This window comes from Kitasatospora sp. NPDC093679 (assembly GCF_040683455.1).
Lineage (GTDB): Bacteria > Actinomycetota > Actinomycetes > Streptomycetales > Streptomycetaceae > Kitasatospora > Kitasatospora arboriphila.
Window position 1 is genome coordinate 62,235 of the sequence record NZ_JBFBDW010000016.1, and the last position, 16,342, is coordinate 78,576.

14 protein-coding genes are annotated in these 16,342 nt (G+C 72.8%); 1 reads left to right on the forward strand and 13 read right to left on the reverse strand.

From position 1 onward, the window contains the following. Positions 1-528 precede the first annotated feature (528 nt). The 13 genes from AB0O09_RS16135 to AB0O09_RS16195 form a co-directional block, all read right to left on the reverse strand. Positions 529-3,639: an Ig-like domain-containing protein gene (locus tag AB0O09_RS16135; RefSeq protein ID WP_363542323.1), complete on the reverse strand. Its 3,111-nt coding sequence runs from the start codon at positions 3,637-3,639 to the stop codon at positions 529-531. Positions 3,640-3,840: 201 nt separating this feature from the next. After that, positions 3,841-4,797 carry a carbohydrate ABC transporter permease gene (locus AB0O09_RS16140; RefSeq protein WP_363542324.1) on the reverse strand — a complete coding sequence of 319 codons (957 nt, stop codon included), beginning with the start codon at positions 4,795-4,797 and terminating at the stop codon, positions 3,841-3,843. Further along, positions 4,794-5,804, reverse strand: coding sequence for a sugar ABC transporter permease (locus AB0O09_RS16145; RefSeq protein ID WP_344623240.1), 1,011 nt, complete (start codon positions 5,802-5,804; stop codon positions 4,794-4,796). Before AB0O09_RS16145 ends, AB0O09_RS16140 begins: the two co-directional genes overlap by 4 nt. A 76-nt stretch (positions 5,805-5,880) precedes the next feature. Continuing rightward, positions 5,881-7,242, reverse strand: coding sequence for an ABC transporter substrate-binding protein (locus tag AB0O09_RS16150; RefSeq protein WP_363542325.1), 1,362 nt, complete (start codon positions 7,240-7,242; stop codon positions 5,881-5,883). 268 nt (positions 7,243-7,510) lie between these two features. Continuing rightward, complete coding sequence (locus AB0O09_RS16155) at positions 7,511-8,797, reverse strand: cytochrome P450 (protein WP_363542326.1); 1,287 nt, start codon at positions 8,795-8,797, stop codon at positions 7,511-7,513. A gap of 22 nt (positions 8,798-8,819) precedes the next feature. Beyond that, complete coding sequence (locus AB0O09_RS16160; protein WP_344623238.1) at positions 8,820-10,067, reverse strand: cytochrome P450; 1,248 nt, start codon at positions 10,065-10,067, stop codon at positions 8,820-8,822. Continuing rightward, positions 10,064-10,690 (reverse strand): ATP/GTP-binding protein, encoded by a 627-nt coding sequence (locus AB0O09_RS16165; protein ID WP_344623237.1) that lies wholly within the window; start codon positions 10,688-10,690, stop codon positions 10,064-10,066. The genes AB0O09_RS16160 and AB0O09_RS16165 overlap by 4 nt, the downstream gene beginning before the upstream one ends. Beyond that, a complete protein-coding gene (locus AB0O09_RS16170) occupies positions 10,671-11,033 on the reverse strand; it encodes a DUF742 domain-containing protein (RefSeq protein WP_363542327.1) in 363 nt (120 codons plus the stop codon). The genes AB0O09_RS16165 and AB0O09_RS16170 overlap by 20 nt, the downstream gene beginning before the upstream one ends. Beyond that, the gene (locus AB0O09_RS16175; RefSeq protein ID WP_363542328.1) at positions 11,030-11,443 is read right to left on the reverse strand and encodes a roadblock/LC7 domain-containing protein; all 414 of its coding nucleotides are present in this window, start codon (positions 11,441-11,443) and stop codon (positions 11,030-11,032) included. Before AB0O09_RS16175 ends, AB0O09_RS16170 begins: the two co-directional genes overlap by 4 nt. Then, positions 11,440-13,191: an ATP-binding protein gene (locus AB0O09_RS16180; RefSeq protein WP_363542329.1), complete on the reverse strand. Its 1,752-nt coding sequence runs from the start codon at positions 13,189-13,191 to the stop codon at positions 11,440-11,442. The genes AB0O09_RS16175 and AB0O09_RS16180 overlap by 4 nt, the downstream gene beginning before the upstream one ends. 322 nt (positions 13,192-13,513) lie before the next feature. Then, a complete protein-coding gene (locus AB0O09_RS16185) occupies positions 13,514-14,050 on the reverse strand; it encodes a Clp protease N-terminal domain-containing protein (RefSeq protein ID WP_363542330.1) in 537 nt (178 codons plus the stop codon). A 2-nt stretch (positions 14,051-14,052) separates the two neighbouring features. Next, the gene (locus AB0O09_RS16190; RefSeq protein ID WP_095872902.1) at positions 14,053-14,286 is read right to left on the reverse strand and encodes a helix-turn-helix transcriptional regulator; all 234 of its coding nucleotides are present in this window, start codon (positions 14,284-14,286) and stop codon (positions 14,053-14,055) included. 80 nt (positions 14,287-14,366) lie between these two features. Then, a complete protein-coding gene (locus AB0O09_RS16195) occupies positions 14,367-14,693 on the reverse strand; it encodes a hypothetical protein (RefSeq protein ID WP_363542331.1) in 327 nt (108 codons plus the stop codon). A gap of 142 nt (positions 14,694-14,835) precedes the next feature. Here AB0O09_RS16195 and AB0O09_RS16200 point away from each other — a divergent pair, with 142 nt between their 5' ends. Then, positions 14,836-16,308 (forward strand): hypothetical protein, encoded by a 1,473-nt coding sequence (locus AB0O09_RS16200; RefSeq protein WP_363542332.1) that lies wholly within the window; start codon positions 14,836-14,838, stop codon positions 16,306-16,308. The last annotated feature ends 34 nt before the right edge of the window (positions 16,309-16,342 follow it).

Genomic DNA, 16,342 nt, shown 5'->3' on the forward strand with positions numbered 1-16,342 from the left:
GTCCCGTCCGCGACCGGATCGACGCGCCCGCTGTCGGGCTCCGTCCGTGCTCCCGGCACTCCGGCACCGGGAACGGCTGCGGCCGCCCCAGCGGCACCGGACGCAGCGTCACCAGGTGCAGCCGCCCCCGAGGAAGCCTTGGACGGCCCGGACGACTCGCGAGACGCGGACGCCTCGGGAGACGTAGTCGACTCGGGAGACCCGGACGCCTCGGCGGGCCCGGACGGCTCGGCGGGCCCGGACGGCTCGGCGGGCCCGGACGGCTCGGAAGACGCGGGCGGAGTGGCAGGTGCGGGCGGCGGTGTGCTGTCTGACGGTGTCGACATGAGTCCCCCTCAAGCGTCACGGGACACGCGGCGGCCGACGTGCGGCCCCGCGGCGGGTGACCGCGACTCTAGGGCGCGGAGGACAGTTCTGAACAGGTTCAAAAGTGCTGCGGGGCGCTTGTGTCGCAGAGTTGTGACACAAACGCCCCGCAGCGGGCGGGCGGTCCGGCCCGCGGCCGGAGCCGCCGGATCGGACGGATCGTCAGTACGCGCCGTACAGCGAGTAGACGAGGCTGTCCTTGACGGCGGTTCCGAAGGCGGTGGGCCAGGTGCCGAAGGGCACCACCGTGTTGCTGTAGGCCCCGGAGCCGGCCGTGCCGGTCGAGTAGTGCATGTTGTTCACCGTCGAGCCCGTCCCGTTGCTGTTGTAGACGAACCAGTAGCTGGTGTTGGGCGCGAGGGTGGTGGTCACCGGCAGCGAGTTCCAGGCGTTGGGCGTCAGGGTGCCGGAGGCGGTGGAGACCACGAGGGTGCCGGGCGAGCCGGCGTTGTCGGTGTAGACGGCCAGCTGGTACTGGTTGTTGGGCGCCGCGCCGACTCCGCCGACGTGCACGCTGAGCGAGGTGAGGGCGACGGCCGTCGGACCGGTGGTCACCTTGGAGCCGTTGAGGTGGTTGGAGTCGGTGTCGTCGACCAGCGTGCCGACCGTGTTGGACCCGATGGTCTTGGGCGGCAGCCCGACGGTGGTGAAGGCGGTGGTCACCGGCCCGGCGAGGGTGTTGCCCGCCAGGTCCTTCACGCCCTGCACAGTGGCGGTGTAACCGGTCGTCAGCGCCAGGTCCGCGCCCGGGGTGAAGGCGGCGGTGCCGGTGGCCGCGTCGTAGGTGACGGTGCCGGTGACCGGGGTGCCGCCGGTGGTGCTCCTCAGGGTGAGCGCCGAGCCGGTGACCGTCGCCGGATCGAGCGGCTCGCTGAAGGAGAACTTCACCGCGGTGCCGGCCGCCACCCCGGTGGCGCCGTTGGCGGGCGCTGTGCCGGTGACGGTGGGCGCGGTGGTGTCCTGCCCGTAGGTCGCGGTGTAGGAGCCGACCGCTCCGTCGAAGAAGGCGTACGCCGTTCCCTTGATCGTCTCGATCCGGTAGGGCACGGCCTGGCCCTGCCTGGAGATCCCGGTGAGGGTGCCGGAGGCGGAGTTCACCGGCACCATCGCGCGCAGGCCGCGGGCGCCGCCGGTGATGTCGAAGGTCAGCGCGTTGCCGCTCCAGGCGAGCTTGGAGAAGGCGGAGCCGTTGCGGCCGTCCAGCCAGGTCAGCATCTGCCGGCCGGAGACCACCGGCACGCCGCGGGCCTTGGCCGCCGCGATCACCGCGTCCGAGGCGCTGGAGGCCGCGAAGTCGGTGTGGATGTTGGCGCCGATCGCCGCGTAGTAGCCCTTGGCGCCGTACGCGCCGTCGAGCAGGGTGGTGACGGTGGACGGGTAGGACTGGCCGGACTCGTCGGTTAGCTGGGTGGTGGCCTGGTACTCGTCGATGACGCTGCCGTCGGTGTCGGCGAACTTCATGATCATGCCGGTGCCGTTGAAGTAGCCGGGCCGGTCCTGCACGAAGGCGGACGGGTAGTAGTAGTAATCCATGTCGAGCCGGATGCCGTTGGCCAGCTTGGTCTTGGCCTGGGTGGCCCAGTCGTCCCACTCCACGCAGTGCGTGCGGCTGCTCGACGGGTTCGGCAGCGAGCCGTACTTGGCCTTCCAGGCGCCCAGCTGGTCGCTGTAGAGCTGCTGCAGGTTGGCCGTGGTGCCCCAGGGCTTGCAGTTGGTGGTGACGTGCACGCCGACCTCGAAGCCCTCGTCGGTGTAGGACTGTGCCTGGGCGGGCGTCATCGGGTCGTTGGTGTAGATGTACGACGAGCCGCGCACGCACTCCCAGTCGGCGACCGAGCAGCCGGCCGGGGACTGGGAGGTGTAGCTGTCCCAGCGGCCGACGGTGCCGCCGATGCCATGGTCGTCGCCGCTCATCACGACGACCGCCTTGACGTCCCGCGGGAAGTACCAGAACCGCGGCAGCGGCTTCTTCGCCGAGTCCATCAGGGTGATCAGGTTGGTGAGCAGCCGCTGCTGCTCGTCGGCGATCGGGATCAGCGCCTTGTCGAGGTCGTTCCAGTTCGGCTGGCCGTTGGTGCCGAAGAACATCTCGCCGGCCTCGTAGCCGTCGGTGGAGTCGCGCTGCTGGCCGGCCCAGGCGATGTTGCCCTGGCGGGTCTGCACCACGGACTTGGCGAGGTCGAAGGTGAAGGCGGCGGCCCGGCCGCTGCCGGCGGTGCGCAGGGTGACGGCGGGGTTGCCGCTCGCCGTGGTCGCGTCGTCGTAGAGGGTGGCGACGGCGGTGGCGCCGTTCAGCGTCCACCGGTCGGCGGTGCCGTGGAAGCCCATGGTGTCGGCGGTGAGGCCGGCGCCGGGGGCCGCCGAGGTGTCGATCTTCAGGTAGGCGTCGGCGAGGGTGCCGGTGGTGGCGGTGAGGCCGAGCAGGCCGGCGAGCTGCTTGTCGGGGCGCATCGCGACGAGCCGTCCGCCGCCGTTGGTCCAGGTGGTGAACATGGAGACCTGGGCGGGGGTGAGCGCGCTCTCGCCGAGCAGCACCACGTCGTAGTTCGCGAGCGTCGCCGCGGTGACCGCCGACAGGTCGGTCTGCTTGTAGTAGTTGAGGCCCTCGGCCTTGAGGATCTCGGTGTAGTAGGCGGTGTACGGGTTGGCCGCGTTGCCGACCAGCAGGATCGGGCCCTCGGCGCCCGGTCCGCTGCCGGGCGGGGTGGTGCCGCCGCCGTCGGGGGTGTACGTGGCGTAGATCGAGAAGGTGGCGCTCATGGTGCTGCTCGCGCCGAAGGCGGTCGGCCAGGTGCCGAACGGGGCGCCGCCGGTGGAGTAGCCGCTCGTCCCGCCGCTGCTGTAGTGCAGGTTGTTGACGGCGGCGCTCGACCCGTTGCTGTTGTAGGCCAGCCAGTAGGCGGTGTTGGAGGCGAGGGTGCCGGTCAGCGGCAGGGTGTTCCAGGCGTTGGCGGTGAGCGTGCCGGAGGCGCTGGAGGCGACCAGGGCGCCCGGCTTGCCCGCCGCGTCGGCGTAGACCGCGACCTGGTACTGGTTGTTCGGCGCGGCGCCGACCGCCCCGACGTGCACGCTGATGCCGTTCAGCGCACCGCCGTTGGACCCGGTGACGAAGCGCGAGGTGTTCATGTAGTTGGAGTCGCCCGAGTCGGTGGCCGAGCCGACCGCGGTGTTGCCGAGGGTCGCGGTGCCCGCCGCCCCTGCCGGTGCGGCGGCCAGGACGGCTCCTGCCAGCACGGCGGCCACCAGGCACGCCAGACGTCTTCTGAACCTCACGCCGTCCCCCACTCGTCGGACAACCGGATCGGCGGCGGAATCGCCGCTACCGGTGTACCGGCTGTGCGGGTGGCGCGTCCTCGAAATCCCCACATTCCCGTTCCGTGTCACGAGCCGTCAGAAGCCGGACGCGCGACGCCCCCGCGCACGGGGCACGGGGGCGTCGCCGGAGCGGGAGCGCGGGGCCGGAGCGGGGCCGGCTCAGCCCTTGACCGAGCCCGCCAGCAGGCCGCGGACGAAGTACCGCTGCAGCGCGAAGAAGACGATCAGCGGGATGATCAGCGACAGGAAGGCGCCGGCCGTGAGCAGTTCCCAGCGGCCGCCGAAGGAGCCGCTCAGCTGGGCCAGCCGGACGGTCATCGGGGCGACCTCGGGGGTGCCGCCGGCGAAGGTGAGCGCCACCAGCAGGTCGTTCCAGACCCAGAGGAACTGGAAGATCGCGAAGGAGGCCAGCGCCGGCGCGCACAGCGGCAGCACGATCGACCGGAAGATCTTGAAGTGGGTGGCCCCGTCGACCACCGCCGCCTCCATCAGGTCGCGCGGCAGCTGGGCGATGAAGTTGTGCAGCAGGAAGATCGCCAACGGCATCGCGAACATGGTGTGCGCCAGCCAGACCGGGACGTAGGTGCCGCTGAGGTCGAAGGCCGGGATCACCGTGACCGAGCCGATGTGCGCGCCGCCGGAGAACAGCTGGAGCAGCGGGATGAGCGCCATCTGCAGCGGCACCACCTGCAGCGCGAAGATCGCGAAGAAGACCACGTCGCTGCCCCGGAACTTCACCCAGGCCAGCCCGTACGCCGCCATCGCGGCCAGCACCAGCGGGAAGACCGTCGCCGGGATGCTGATCGCCAGCGAGTTGACCATGTACGGCATCAGGCCGCCGCTGACGCCGAACCCGCCCTCGAAGAGCACCGTGTGGTAGTTCTCCAGGGTGAGGTTCGGGTCGCCGAAGACCGTCCACCAGCCGCTGTCGGAGACGTCCTCCTCGGGGCGGAGCGAGGTGACCAGCAGGCCGATCGTGGGGATCGTCCAGAGCACGGTGACCACGACCATGAGCAGCGAGGCCAGCGGGCTGCTGAACACCCGCCGGACGGCCTTCACCGGGGGCACGCGGTCCTCCGCCCCCGGCTGCGGGGCCGGGGCGAGCTGCTCGCTCATCGGTGCTCACGCTCCTTGCGCAGCTGGACGATGTTGTAGGCCACCAGCGGGATCACGGCCAGGAAGAGGATCACGGCGAGCGCACTGCCGCGGCCGACGTTGAACTGCACGAAGGACTGCGAGTACATCTCGTTGGCGAGCACCTGGGTGCCGAAGTTGCCGCCCGTCATGGTGCGGACAATGTCGAAGGCCTTCAGCGTGGTGATCATGACGGTGGTCAGCACGACGATCAGCGTGGTGCGGATCATCGGCACCGTGACGTGCCGGAAGAGCTGGAAGCCGCGGGCGCCGTCGAGGCGGGCGGCCTCGGTGATCTCGTCCGGGATGGCCTTGATCGCCGCGGAGAGCACCACCATCGCGAAGCCGGTCTGCACCCAGATCATGACGATCATCAGCAGGTAGTTGTTCAGCGGGTGGGAGAGGATCCAGTTCGGCGGGTCGTCCCAGCCGAGGCTGATCGCGAGCTGGCTGAGCAGGCCGATCTGCGGCTGGGAGGGGTCGCGGTCCTCGTAGACGAACTTCCAGATGATCGACGCGCCGACCAGGGAGATCGCCATCGGCATGAACAGCAGCGACTTGTAGACCGCCTGCCCGCGCAGCCGGTCCACCAGCAGGGCCAGCACCAGGCCGGTGCCGGTCGCCACCAGCGGGGCGACGACCAGCCACTGCAGGGTGTTCCACAGCACCTGGTGGATGGACTCGGTGGTGAGCGCCCAGCCGTAGTTGCTGCCGCCGACCGCCTTGGTGGAGTCGTCGTTGTAGAAGCTCAGGTAGACGGTGCGGACCAGCGGGATCACCAGACCGACCAGCAGCAGCAGGATCGCCGGTCCGACCATCACCAGGACGGCCAGCGGGCGGGAGAACCGCCCGGTCGCCCGGCCTGCCGCGAAGAAGATCAGCAGCAGCACGCCGAGGAAGCCGGCGACGGCTCCGACGGTGTTGGTGAACTTGATCGTCGCATCCGTCCACGCCGAGTCGGCGAGGTGCACGGCGGTGGCCGTGGGCATGCGGAGGGTCCTTCCTCGGACATGGGGAGGGGCAGCGCGGGCGGGTGGGACCCGCGCTGCCCGGAGGCGGCCGGCGTTACTGCGGCCAGGCCGCGTCGATGTCAGCCGCCACCTTCTGGACGGACTGCCCCTCGGCGAACCACGCCGTGAACGACTTCCACATCTGGCCGGAGCCGATGGCCGCCGGCATCAGGTCGGAGGCGTCGAAGCGGAACGTGGCGGCCGGGTCGGTGAGCGCCTCGGCGGAGAGCTTGTCGATCGGGTCGGTGTAGAGGCTCTTGTCCACGCCCTGGTTGGCGGAGACCCAGCCGGAGGCGACCTTGACCCGGCTGCTCGCCCAGTCGCTGGTCGACAGGTAGTTCTGCACCGCCTGCACCTCGGGCCGGCTGGAGAACGCGGCCAGGAACTCGCCGCCGCCCTCGACCGGGCTGCTGACCGCCGGGTTCACGGCCGGCAGGTGGAAGGCGAAGATGTCGCCGTCCGGGCCGATGTTGGTGCCCTTGGGCCACTGCGCCCGGTAGAACGACGCCTGCTGCAGCATGTAGCACTTGTTGGAGAGGATCGGCGCGCCCGCGTCCTGGAACGTGGTCGTGGCGATCGACTTCACGTCGCCGATGCCGGCGTTGACCCAGGCCGGGTTCTGCATCCAGTCGGCCACCGTCTTCATGGCGCCGGTGATCTTCTCGTCACTGAACTTGATCTTGTGGCTGACCCACTGGTCGTAGACGTCGCCGCCGTAGCTGCCGAGGACGGCCTCCTCGACCCAGTCGGTGGCCGGCCAGCCGGTCGCGGTGCCGGAGGCGATGCCGCCGCACCACGGCTTGGCGCCGCCCGAGGTGGCGATCCTGTTGCTGAGGCCCATGAGGTCGGCCCAGGTCTTCGGGACTTCGTAGCCGGCCTGCTTGAAGGCCTTCGGCGAGTACCAGACCAGCGACTTCATGTTGGCGCTCATCGGCGCCGCGTAGAAGGTGCCGTTGACGGAGCCGTAGGTCTTCCAGACCGGGCTCCACTTGTCCTCGTTGGCGACGGTCTGCGCCGGCGGCTTCACGACCTTTCCGGTCTTGACCATCTGCGCGAGCAGGCCGGGCTGCGGGATGATCGCGAAGTCCGGGGCGTTTCCGCCGCTCACGCGCACCGGCAGCTGCGACTCGAAGTCGTTGGAGCCCTCGTACGAGATCTTGATGCCCGTACAAGAACTGAACTCCGCCCAGGACTTCTCCAGCGAGTCCGACTCCGGGCTGAGGATCGAGGCGAACATCGTCACCTTGGTGCCGGAGTGGCCCGCGTAGGCCTGGTACTTGGCACAGTCACCGGTGAGCGTGGGTGCCGCAGACGTGCCGCCGCCGTCCTTCGAGGAACTGTTCGAGCACGCCGCGGCGAGGGCCAGGGCGAACACGGCGGGAACGGCGAGCAGACGCCGCCGCAGGAGTATGGTCATCGGCGGGCCTCACAGGCGATCGTGGTGGTGGACAATGCGCTCCTCCTGGCCAGGGCACCCCGAGATGCCGGCGTGGGACTACAAGTCTGCGCTGTACCGGTTGATCGAGCTGTACCCAGCAGTATCGCTGGCTTGAAGACGTTAACTCACCGGTTACCCCACGCCAAGGTGCGCGTTCGACCTTCATCGGCCGGTGTCCCGGTCGTGATCGGGCCGTGCTGGAGGGCCGGTTCCGCACCGGCCCTCCAGCACCGTTCCGGGGCCCCGATCAGAGCCGGACGGGCAGCTCGCGCAGGCTGTTGACCACCATGGTGGGGTTCGGCCGCAGCTCCTCCTCGGGCACCGCGAGGGCGAGGCCGGGGAAGCGTTCGAAGAGGGCGGGCAGCGCCACCGCCGCCTCCAGCCGGGCCAGCGGCGAGCCCGGGCAGACGTGCGGCCCGTGGCCGAACGAGAGGTGCCGCCCGGCGTCACGGGTGATGTCGAAGACCTCCGCGGTGACGCCGTGCTGCGCGGGGTCGCGGCCGATGGCGTTGTAGGAGATCAGGACGGCGTCCCCGGCGGGGATCACCGTGCCGCCGGCCTCGATGTCGGCGGTGGCGAAGCGGAACAGGAAGTTGCTGGTCGGAGGGGTCCAGCGGAGCGACTCCTCGACCACCGCCGGCCAGCCGACCTCGCCCGAACGGGCGAGCGCGAGCTGGTCCGGATGGGTGAGCAGGGCGCGGACCGCGTTGGTGATCAGGTTGACGGTGGTCTCGTGGCCGGCCGCGATGATCACGCGCAGGGTCGCCGAGGCCTCGGCGTCGGTCAGCGGTCCGCCCTCGACGTCGGCCGTCAGCAGGGCGCTGATCAGGTCGTCCCCGGGCTCGGCGCGGCGCAGCGCCACCAGGTCCGCAACGAAGGCGTTCAGCGCGGCGATGGTGGCCGGCACATCGGCCGGGGCGGTGGTGCTGGAGAAGAACCGCTCGTACAGCTCGCGGATGTAGGCGTGGTCGTGCTCGGGCACGCCGAGCAGCCAGCCGATCACCGACATCGGCAGCGGGAAGGCGAAGGCCGTCTTCAGGTCGACCACCGGGCCGGCCGCGGCGAGCCGGTCGAGCAGCTCGGCGGTGATCTCCTCGACGCGGGGCTTCATGAGTTCGACGCGGCGGGGGGTGAAGGCCTGGGCCACGATCGCCCGCAGCCGGCGGTGCGCGGCGCCGTCGGTGGTGACCATCGAGGGGCCGGGCACGGCCAGGCCGATCAGCGGCCAGGTCTTCGGCACCTCGCCCCCCTGGTACGCCGACCAGTGCGCGGCGTCCTTGACCAGGCGGGCGTCGGTGAGCAGTTTGCGGGCCTCGGCGTGCCGGGTGACCGCCCAGCCGCGGACGCCCATCAGCTCGACCGGGACCACCGGGCCTGCGGCGCGCAGCAGGGCGCCCTCGGCGGCGTTGTCACGGGCCAGCGGGTCCATCACGAACGGCGCGTCGGCGGTCGGCGCGGCCGCTCCGGCCGCCTGGTCCGGTCCGGTCGCCGGCTCCGCCGCCGTCACTGCGGCTCCTGCGGTCAGTTCGGTCATCCCTGCCCCTCCTCGGGTCTCGTCACTCCGCCACGTAGCCGGGGGTGAAGGCCACCGGCAGCGCCATCAGTCCGCGCACCCAGGCCGAGGGGCGCCACACAAGCGCGCTCTCGGACACCGCGAGGCGCAGGTCCGGCAGCCGGTCGAGCAGCACCTCGATCGCGGTGTTGGCGATCACCTCGGCGGCCTCGCGGGCCGGGTAGGGGCAGCCGTGGTCGCCGGCGGAGAAGCTCAGGTAGGCGCGGTTGCCCTCAGCGGGGCGGCCGGAGTCCTGGCGGACCGTCGGGTCGGCGTTGGCGCCGGCGAAGCCGAGCAGCACCATGTCGCCCTTGGCGATCCGCTGGCCGCCGAGGTGGACGTCGCGGGTCGCCCAGCGGCCGGCGAAGATCTGGGTGGGGGTGTCCTCCCAGAGGGCCTCGCCGAGCGCCTGGCCGATCGAGCGGCGTCCGCCGGAGAGGGAGGCGGCGAAGCGCTCGTCGGTGAGCATCAGCCGCAGCGCGTTGGAGATCCAGTAGGCGAGCGGCTGGTGACCGGCGATCAGCAGCACCCGCAGGTCCCGCATGACCTCTTCGTCGTTGAGCCCGGCCTCGTGGGCGAGCAGCCGCGAGGTGACGTCGGAGGCGGGGATCTCGCGGCGCCGGTGAACGAGTCCGAGCATGACGGCGAGCAGCTGCTGGGCGCCCTCCTGGGCGTCGGCGCCGCCGTCGAGCATCGCGAGCAGGCCGCGGATCAGGACGGGGGCCTCGTCCTCGTCGAGGCCGAACAGCCGGCAGAGCACCAGCAGCGGCATCCGGTGGGCGTAGTCGGCGACCAGGTCGGCCTCGCCGCGGCCGGCGAAGCCGTCGATCAGCCGGTCGGCGATCTCCTCGGCGTGGATGCGCAGTTCGTACGGGTCGACGGCGGCGAGGGCGTCGGTGACGGCGGAGGAGCGGCGCTGGTGCTCGGCCCCCTCGGCGTAGAGGATCGAGGGGACGGGCGCCATCATCGGCTTGAGCGGCCAGTCCTCGGGGATGTCCGGCCACTGGTTCCAGCGGGTGGAGTCCCGGCCGAAGACCTTGGGCTGGCCGGTGACCAGCTGGAGTTCGCGGTAGCCGATGACCAGCCAGGCGGGGACGCCGCCGGCGAGTTCGACGGGTGCGACCGGGCCGTGGCGGTCGCGCAGCTCCTGGTAGAGCGCGCCGGGGTCGGTCTGGAAGCGGGGCCCGTACAGCGGGGCGGCGTCGGCGTGGGCCGGGCAGCCGGGCGGCGGGGTGGTGACGGGCTCGGTCACGGCGTGTCCTCTCCGGAGGCCTCGGCCTCGGCCATGCGGTGCAGGTGGCGGACGAGTTCGATCAGCACCTGCTTGCTCGACTCGCGGTCCCGTGCGTCGCACTCCACCAGCGGGACGTGGTCGGCGAGGTCGAGGGCGGCCCTGACCTCGGCGAGGGTGTGCTCGGGCGGCCCGAAGTTGTTGCGGACGACCACGAAGGGCGTGCCGTGGTGTTCGAGGCGGTCGATGGCGTACCAGGACTCCTCGAGGCGGCGGGTGTCGACCAGCACCACGGCGCCGAGGGCGCCGCTGAACAGCCGGTCCCAGAGGAACCAGAAGCGTTCCTGGCCGGGGGCGCCGAAGAGGTAGAGCACGTTCTCGGCGCCGAGGGTGATCCGGCCGAAGTCGAAGGCGACGGTGGTCGACCGCTTGCCCTGCACCCCGGTGAGGTCGTCCACGCCCTCGCCGGCGCGGGTCATCGTCTCCTCGGTGTTGAGCGGGCGGATCTCGCTCACCGAGCCGACCAGGGTGGTCTTGCCGACGCCGAAGCCGCCCACCACGACGATCTTCAGTCCGTTGGCGGCGGTGCTGCTGAGCGGGGCCCGGCCGGCCGCGGCGAGGGTGTCAGAGCTGTTGGAGACCATGCAGTACCTGCTTCAGCGTGTCGAGGTCGGGCAGGCGTGCCTTGGACGGGGCGAACCTGGGGTGGCGGGCGGTGATCCGGCCGGCCTCCAGCAGGTCGCCCAGCAGGATCTTCACCACGCTGACCGGCAGGGCGAGTTCGGCGGCGAGCTCGACCACGGCCGTCGGGGTGGCGCACAGGGCGAGGATGCGGGCGTGCTCGGACTGCATGCCGGGCACCGGCTCCTGCTCGGTGACGATCAGGGTGACCAGGTCGAAGGCGTGCTCGGGCGGCCGGCTGCGGCCGCGGGTCACCGTGTAGAGCCGGTCCGGGTCCTCGTCCCGGCCGGCGAGCGGCCGCGTCACACCCCGGCCTCGATCTCGCGCGGCGGGGCGCTCAGGAACACCCCGATCTGCTCGATCAGCCCGTGCATGTTGTGCCCGACGACGCCGACGTCGGCGTCGTCGTCGGTGACGACCGCGAGGTGGGCCCCCTCGCCGGCGGCGACGATGCACAGGATGCCGCCGTGGAACTCGGTCATCGACTGGCGGACGCCGCCGGCCGCGTTCCCGAACTCGATGGAGGCGCCGTGGGCGAGGCTCTGCATGCCGGAGGCGATCGCGGCGAGCTGGTCGGCCTGGTCGGTGCCGAGGCCGGCGGTGTGGCAGAGCTTGAGGCCGTCGGCGGAGAGCACCAGGGCGTGCCGGGCACCGGGGGTGGCCGTCAGCAGGTTCTCCAGCAGCCAGTCGAGGTCGCGGTCGGTGCTGCTGCTCATCGGGCATCGTCCTTCGAGTGGGCGTCGGGGGACTCGGCCCCTTGCAGGGCCTTGCGGAACGCGCCGAAGCGGGCCGCGGAGAGGGCGGCGGAGCGCTCGGTCCGCGGCGCCGGAGCGGCCGGGGCCGCCGGCGCGGCCGCTGCCAGGGTTTGGCCGCGGCGGCGCTGCGGCAGGGCCCGGGCGGCGGGCGGGGTGTCGGTGCCGGCCCCGTTGCCGGCGTCGTCGTCGGTGGTGTGCGGGCCGTCGGTGCGCTCGGTGGTGTCGGCGTCCTCGGTGACGCCGGTGGTGTCCGGGCCGGCGGGGGTGTCCGGGCCCGCGGGGGCGGCCGGGCGGGCGGGCTCCAGCACGGCGCGGGCCGGGCGCGGTACGGCGGGGACGGGTACGGCCGGGGCCGGTGCGGCGGCCGCGGCGCGGCGCTCGGCCTCCAGGGCCCGGGCGAGGGCGGGCGCGGGGTGGCTGATCAGCTGTTCGGGGATCAGCACCACGACGCCGGTGCCGCCGCGGGCGGACGGCCGGAAGGAGATCGACAGGCCGTGCTTGCGGGCCAGCGAGCCCACCACGGCGAGGCCGAGCCGGGTGCCGGCGGAGAGCGCGCTGAGGTCCAGCGGCTGGGCGGAGACGGCCTGTTCGGCGCGGCGCAGCCAGCTGTCGCTGAGGCCGAGGCCGCCGTCCTCGACGGTGACGACGAGGCCGGAGTGCGCCTCCTCGACGTAGACGTGCACCTCGGCCGGCGGGGCGGAGAAGTTGGCGGCGTTGTCGAGGAGTTCGGCGAGGACGTGCATCACGCCCTCGGCGGCGAACCCGGCGACGGCGGCGGTGGAGGCGTTGTGCAGCCGGACGCGCTGGTAGGCGCCGATCCGGCCGAGGGCGCCGCGCAGGATCGACTCGACGCCGATCGGCTTCGTCCAGCGGCGGCCGGAGCGGGCGCCGGTGAGCACCGCGATGGAGTCGGCCATCCGCCCGACCTGGGCGGTGGAGTGGTCGAGGACGAGCAGGTCGCCGAGGACGTCCTCGCCGTGCCGGTGCTGCATGTCGCGCAGTTCCGCGTGCATGCTCGTGGCCAGCGCCTGGACGCGGCCGGCGGCGGTGGCGCAGACGGCGAGGGCGGCGGCGCGCTGGCGCTCGCCGCGGCCGACGGCCTCGGCGACGGTGCGCAGCAGGGCGTGGTGGACGGGCAGGTCGTGGCCGGCGAGGGCGGTGTCGACCGAGGCGCCGGCGCGCAGCCTCTCGATCACCCGGGGCAGCACCTGGTCGCGCAGGGCGGCCAGTTCGGTGCGTTCCCGGACGGCGGCGCTGTGCGCCTCGTGCAGGGCGGTGAGTTCGGCGCGCGCCGCCTGCCGGTCGGCGCGGGCCTGCTCCAGGTCGGTGCGGATCTCCGCGGTCTCGGCCTGGGCGTTGGCGAGGGCGGCGCGCAGGGCGCCGGCCGCGGTGTGGGCGGCGGTGAGGTCGGTGTGCAGCGCGCCGGCGGCGGCGCCGGTCTCGGCGAGTTCGCGCCGGGCGGCGGCGAGTTCGTGCTCGGCGGCGCGGGCGCGGAGGCCGAGCTTGGCCGTCCAGCCGACGAGGCCGCACCAGAGCAGGGCGGCGACGGCGGCGACGCCCGCGACGGCGGCGCGGTGGACGGACGGGGTGAGGGCGACGGCCGCGGCGGCGGCCGCGGCGCCGAGGACCATCCCGGCCCCGGCGCGGACCGCGAGAGCGCCGTCGGATCCCTGGTACGCCGCCCCGGCGGGGCGCGTGCGAGCTCTCATCTGTCTGATCCTCGTGCGGCGTCGGCGGCGGAGCAGGGTGACCGCAGGGCCGGCCGCGGGCATGCCGGGCGGGGCCGGGACAGCGTACGGCCGAGCGCGTTCCGCTCATTTGATCGGTACACGCGGTCGCCCGATCATATCCATTCAGGTTTTCGACTCAATGGCCGAGTTGACACACAGTCGCACAGGATGACGCTCCGCGCCCGTACCACCCGGTAACCGTGCGGCCGACGGGCTCCGGAAGACGTCCGGCGGGCCGTTCCGCGATGTGGGAACGGCCCGCCGGGGGGGCGCCCGGGGTCGGCGCCGGGTCGGCGCCGGGTCAGCCGAGGACCGCCTCCACGTCCCGGCGCAGCTTGGCGAAGTCCACTCCGTGGCCGGAGAGCACCGCCGCACCCAGGCCCTGACCCTCGCGGATCAGGCCGAGCAGGATGTGGCCGGTGGCGATCTCCTTCTGCTTGAGGCGGAGGGTCTCGCGCAGCGAGAGCTCCAGGGTCTTGCGGGCACCCGGGGTGAGCCGGCTGTGCTTGCCGGCCCGGCGGCCCTCGGCGGGCCGGCGCTCCAGGGCACCCTCGCCGAAGGCGGACTCCACGGCCGCCCGGACGGCGTCGAGGTCGACGCCGATCGCGGCCAGCGCCCGGCCGTCGACGTGGCCGCCGGACAGCCGGACGACCTCGGCCCGCGCGGCCTCGTGGTCGAGGCCGTCGGCGGCCAGCAGCGCGGCCACCGGGTCGGCCGGGTCGTGCACGATGCCGAGCAGCAGGTGCTCGGTGCCGACCTTCTCGTGGCCGAGCTCGCGCGCCTCCACCTGGGCCTGCATGACGACGCGGCGCGCGCCGTCCGTGAACCGCTCGAACACGGTCAGCCCTCCCCTCTCGTACCGAAGATCCGCTTGGCGTACTTCTTGTGCACCGCCTGTCGGCTGACCCCGAGGCAGGCGGCGATCTCCTGCCAGGACCAGCCCTGCTCGCGCGCGTTGCCGACCTGGAGGTCCTCCAGCCGGTCGGCCAGGTCCCGCAGCGCCCGGACGGCCCGCAGGCCGATCGCGGGGTCGCGGCTGCTCGCGTCCGCGGCGAGCTGTCTCGTCTCGCTCATGCTGTCAACTTAGGTTGACAGGCGCTCGGTGTCAACCCAGGTTGACAAAGACCTCGGGCGGCCGCACCGACGGCGAAGCCTCACACGGACCAGTACGCCCGATCGTTCGGGTTCCGCTCCCCCTCCCTCGGCATCCGGCGTCCGCAGCGCTTGCCCGTCCGGCGCGAGCGCGCGTACGCGTCCAGCTCGGCCAGCCAGCGGCTGCGGTCCTCCTCCAGCACCGCCAGCGCCCGCAACAGCGCCGCCTCGTCCCGCTGGAACGGCCCGGCCAGCCACGCCAGCCGGTCCAGCGTCCCGTGGAACCCCAACGGCCGGTACAGCTGCACGCACGACCGCAGCGCCGCCACCCTCACCCGGAGCGGCAACCTCGAATCCGCCACCCGCCGGGCATGCCATCCGAAACTCATCCGGCATCCACCTCCAGAAAGTTGAGCCTGCGTCACTTTCGTCCAACCGATGACTCGTCAGTAACATGCCAAGGAATGCGTCGGTCGGCCACCCCCGTCCGGCCTCACCCTGCCCTCACCACCTCGAAGGCGAACCCTCTGCATGTCCATACGCTCCCGTGCGCTCCCCGCACTGGCCACCGGTCTGCTGCTCACCGCCACCGGCTGCGCCGCCTCGGCGCCCGCCGCCGAACCGGCCCTCGCCGCCGCGGCCCTCACCACGGAGACCGCCCCGGCGGCGCCGGCCGCGACCGCCCCGAGCAGCACCGACACCCGCGCCGCAGCGGCCCCGACCGCCGCCGTCGCGGCCCCGGCGACCGCCGGCAAACCGGCCGCCGGCACCGGTCGGACGGTCTCCCTCGTCGCCTACGACCCGGCGAGCGGCCACGCCACCCTGCGCACCGGAAACCCCGGGCACGCCAAGAACCCCGGCAGCACCGGCAGCACGGGAAGCACCGGGAAGACCCCCGCGCCCTCCCGCACCACCGGCGCCCCGCACGGCCCGGACGCCACCGCCTCCGCGTCCGCGTCCGCCGCACCGGACACCGTCCGCACCGGCCAGCTGATCGCCAGCCCGCCCACCCCCGCCGCACCGCGCGGCGCCCTGGTCGCCGTCACCGGCGTGCAGAAGACCGCCGGCGACGAGGTCGAGGTCACCACCCGCCCCGCCGAGGTCGCCGAACTGCTCGGCGCCACCGCCACCGAGCAGCACCAGGCGATCGACGTCCACGGCATCCGCGTCCAGCCGCTGGTCAAGGACCTCAAGGTCGGCTTCACCACCCGCCCCGGCGGCGGCAACGGCTCCGCCTCGGCCCAGCTCTCCCTCGACGCCGGCACCAGCGTCCCCCTCCCCGGCGGAGCCAAGGCCGACCTCGCCGCCGGCATCCGCCTCTCCCCCTCCGTCGACTTCTCCTACGACGGCCGCGGCATCCTCAAGGGCGGCATCGAGAAGGCCCGCGTCGGCTTCGGCCTCGGCGCCCACGCCGACTGGAAGGTCGGCGCCACCCTCGCCGCCAGCCCCAACCCGCTGCGCGTCCCGCTCGCCAAGCTCAGCGCCAGCCCCGTGCTGACCGTCGCCGGCTTCCCCGTGGTGGTCAACCTCGACCTCACCTGCTACCTCACCGTCGGCGCCGACGGGAAGCTCACCGTCGAGGCCGAACAGGACCTCGACGGCGCCTGGTCCGTCCACGCCGACTACGCCAAGGGCAAGGGCTGGACCACCACCGCCGACCCCGGCACCACCACCGTCGGCCCCGTCCGCGCCAAGCTCAGCGGCGACGCGACCCTGCGCACCGGCCTCACCGCCGAGGCCTCCGTCGGCCTCTACGACACCGTCGGCGTCGCCGCGTCCGTCGAGCCCTACCTCCACACCCGGGTCGCCGGCTCCGTGACCCTCGACACCACGGGCAAGCCCCCGCACGTCGAAGGCAGTTGGACCAACACCGCCGGCCTCGACATCAACGGCAGGCTCTACGCCCAGATCAAGATCCTCGGCACCCCGCTCCTCAAGGCCGACCTCCCCCTGCCCGCCTTCCACCGCGAGTGGCCCCTGCCCTCCCTGAGCACCACCCACTGACCCGCGGCGAACCCGAGGGCCGGACCCCGACCGA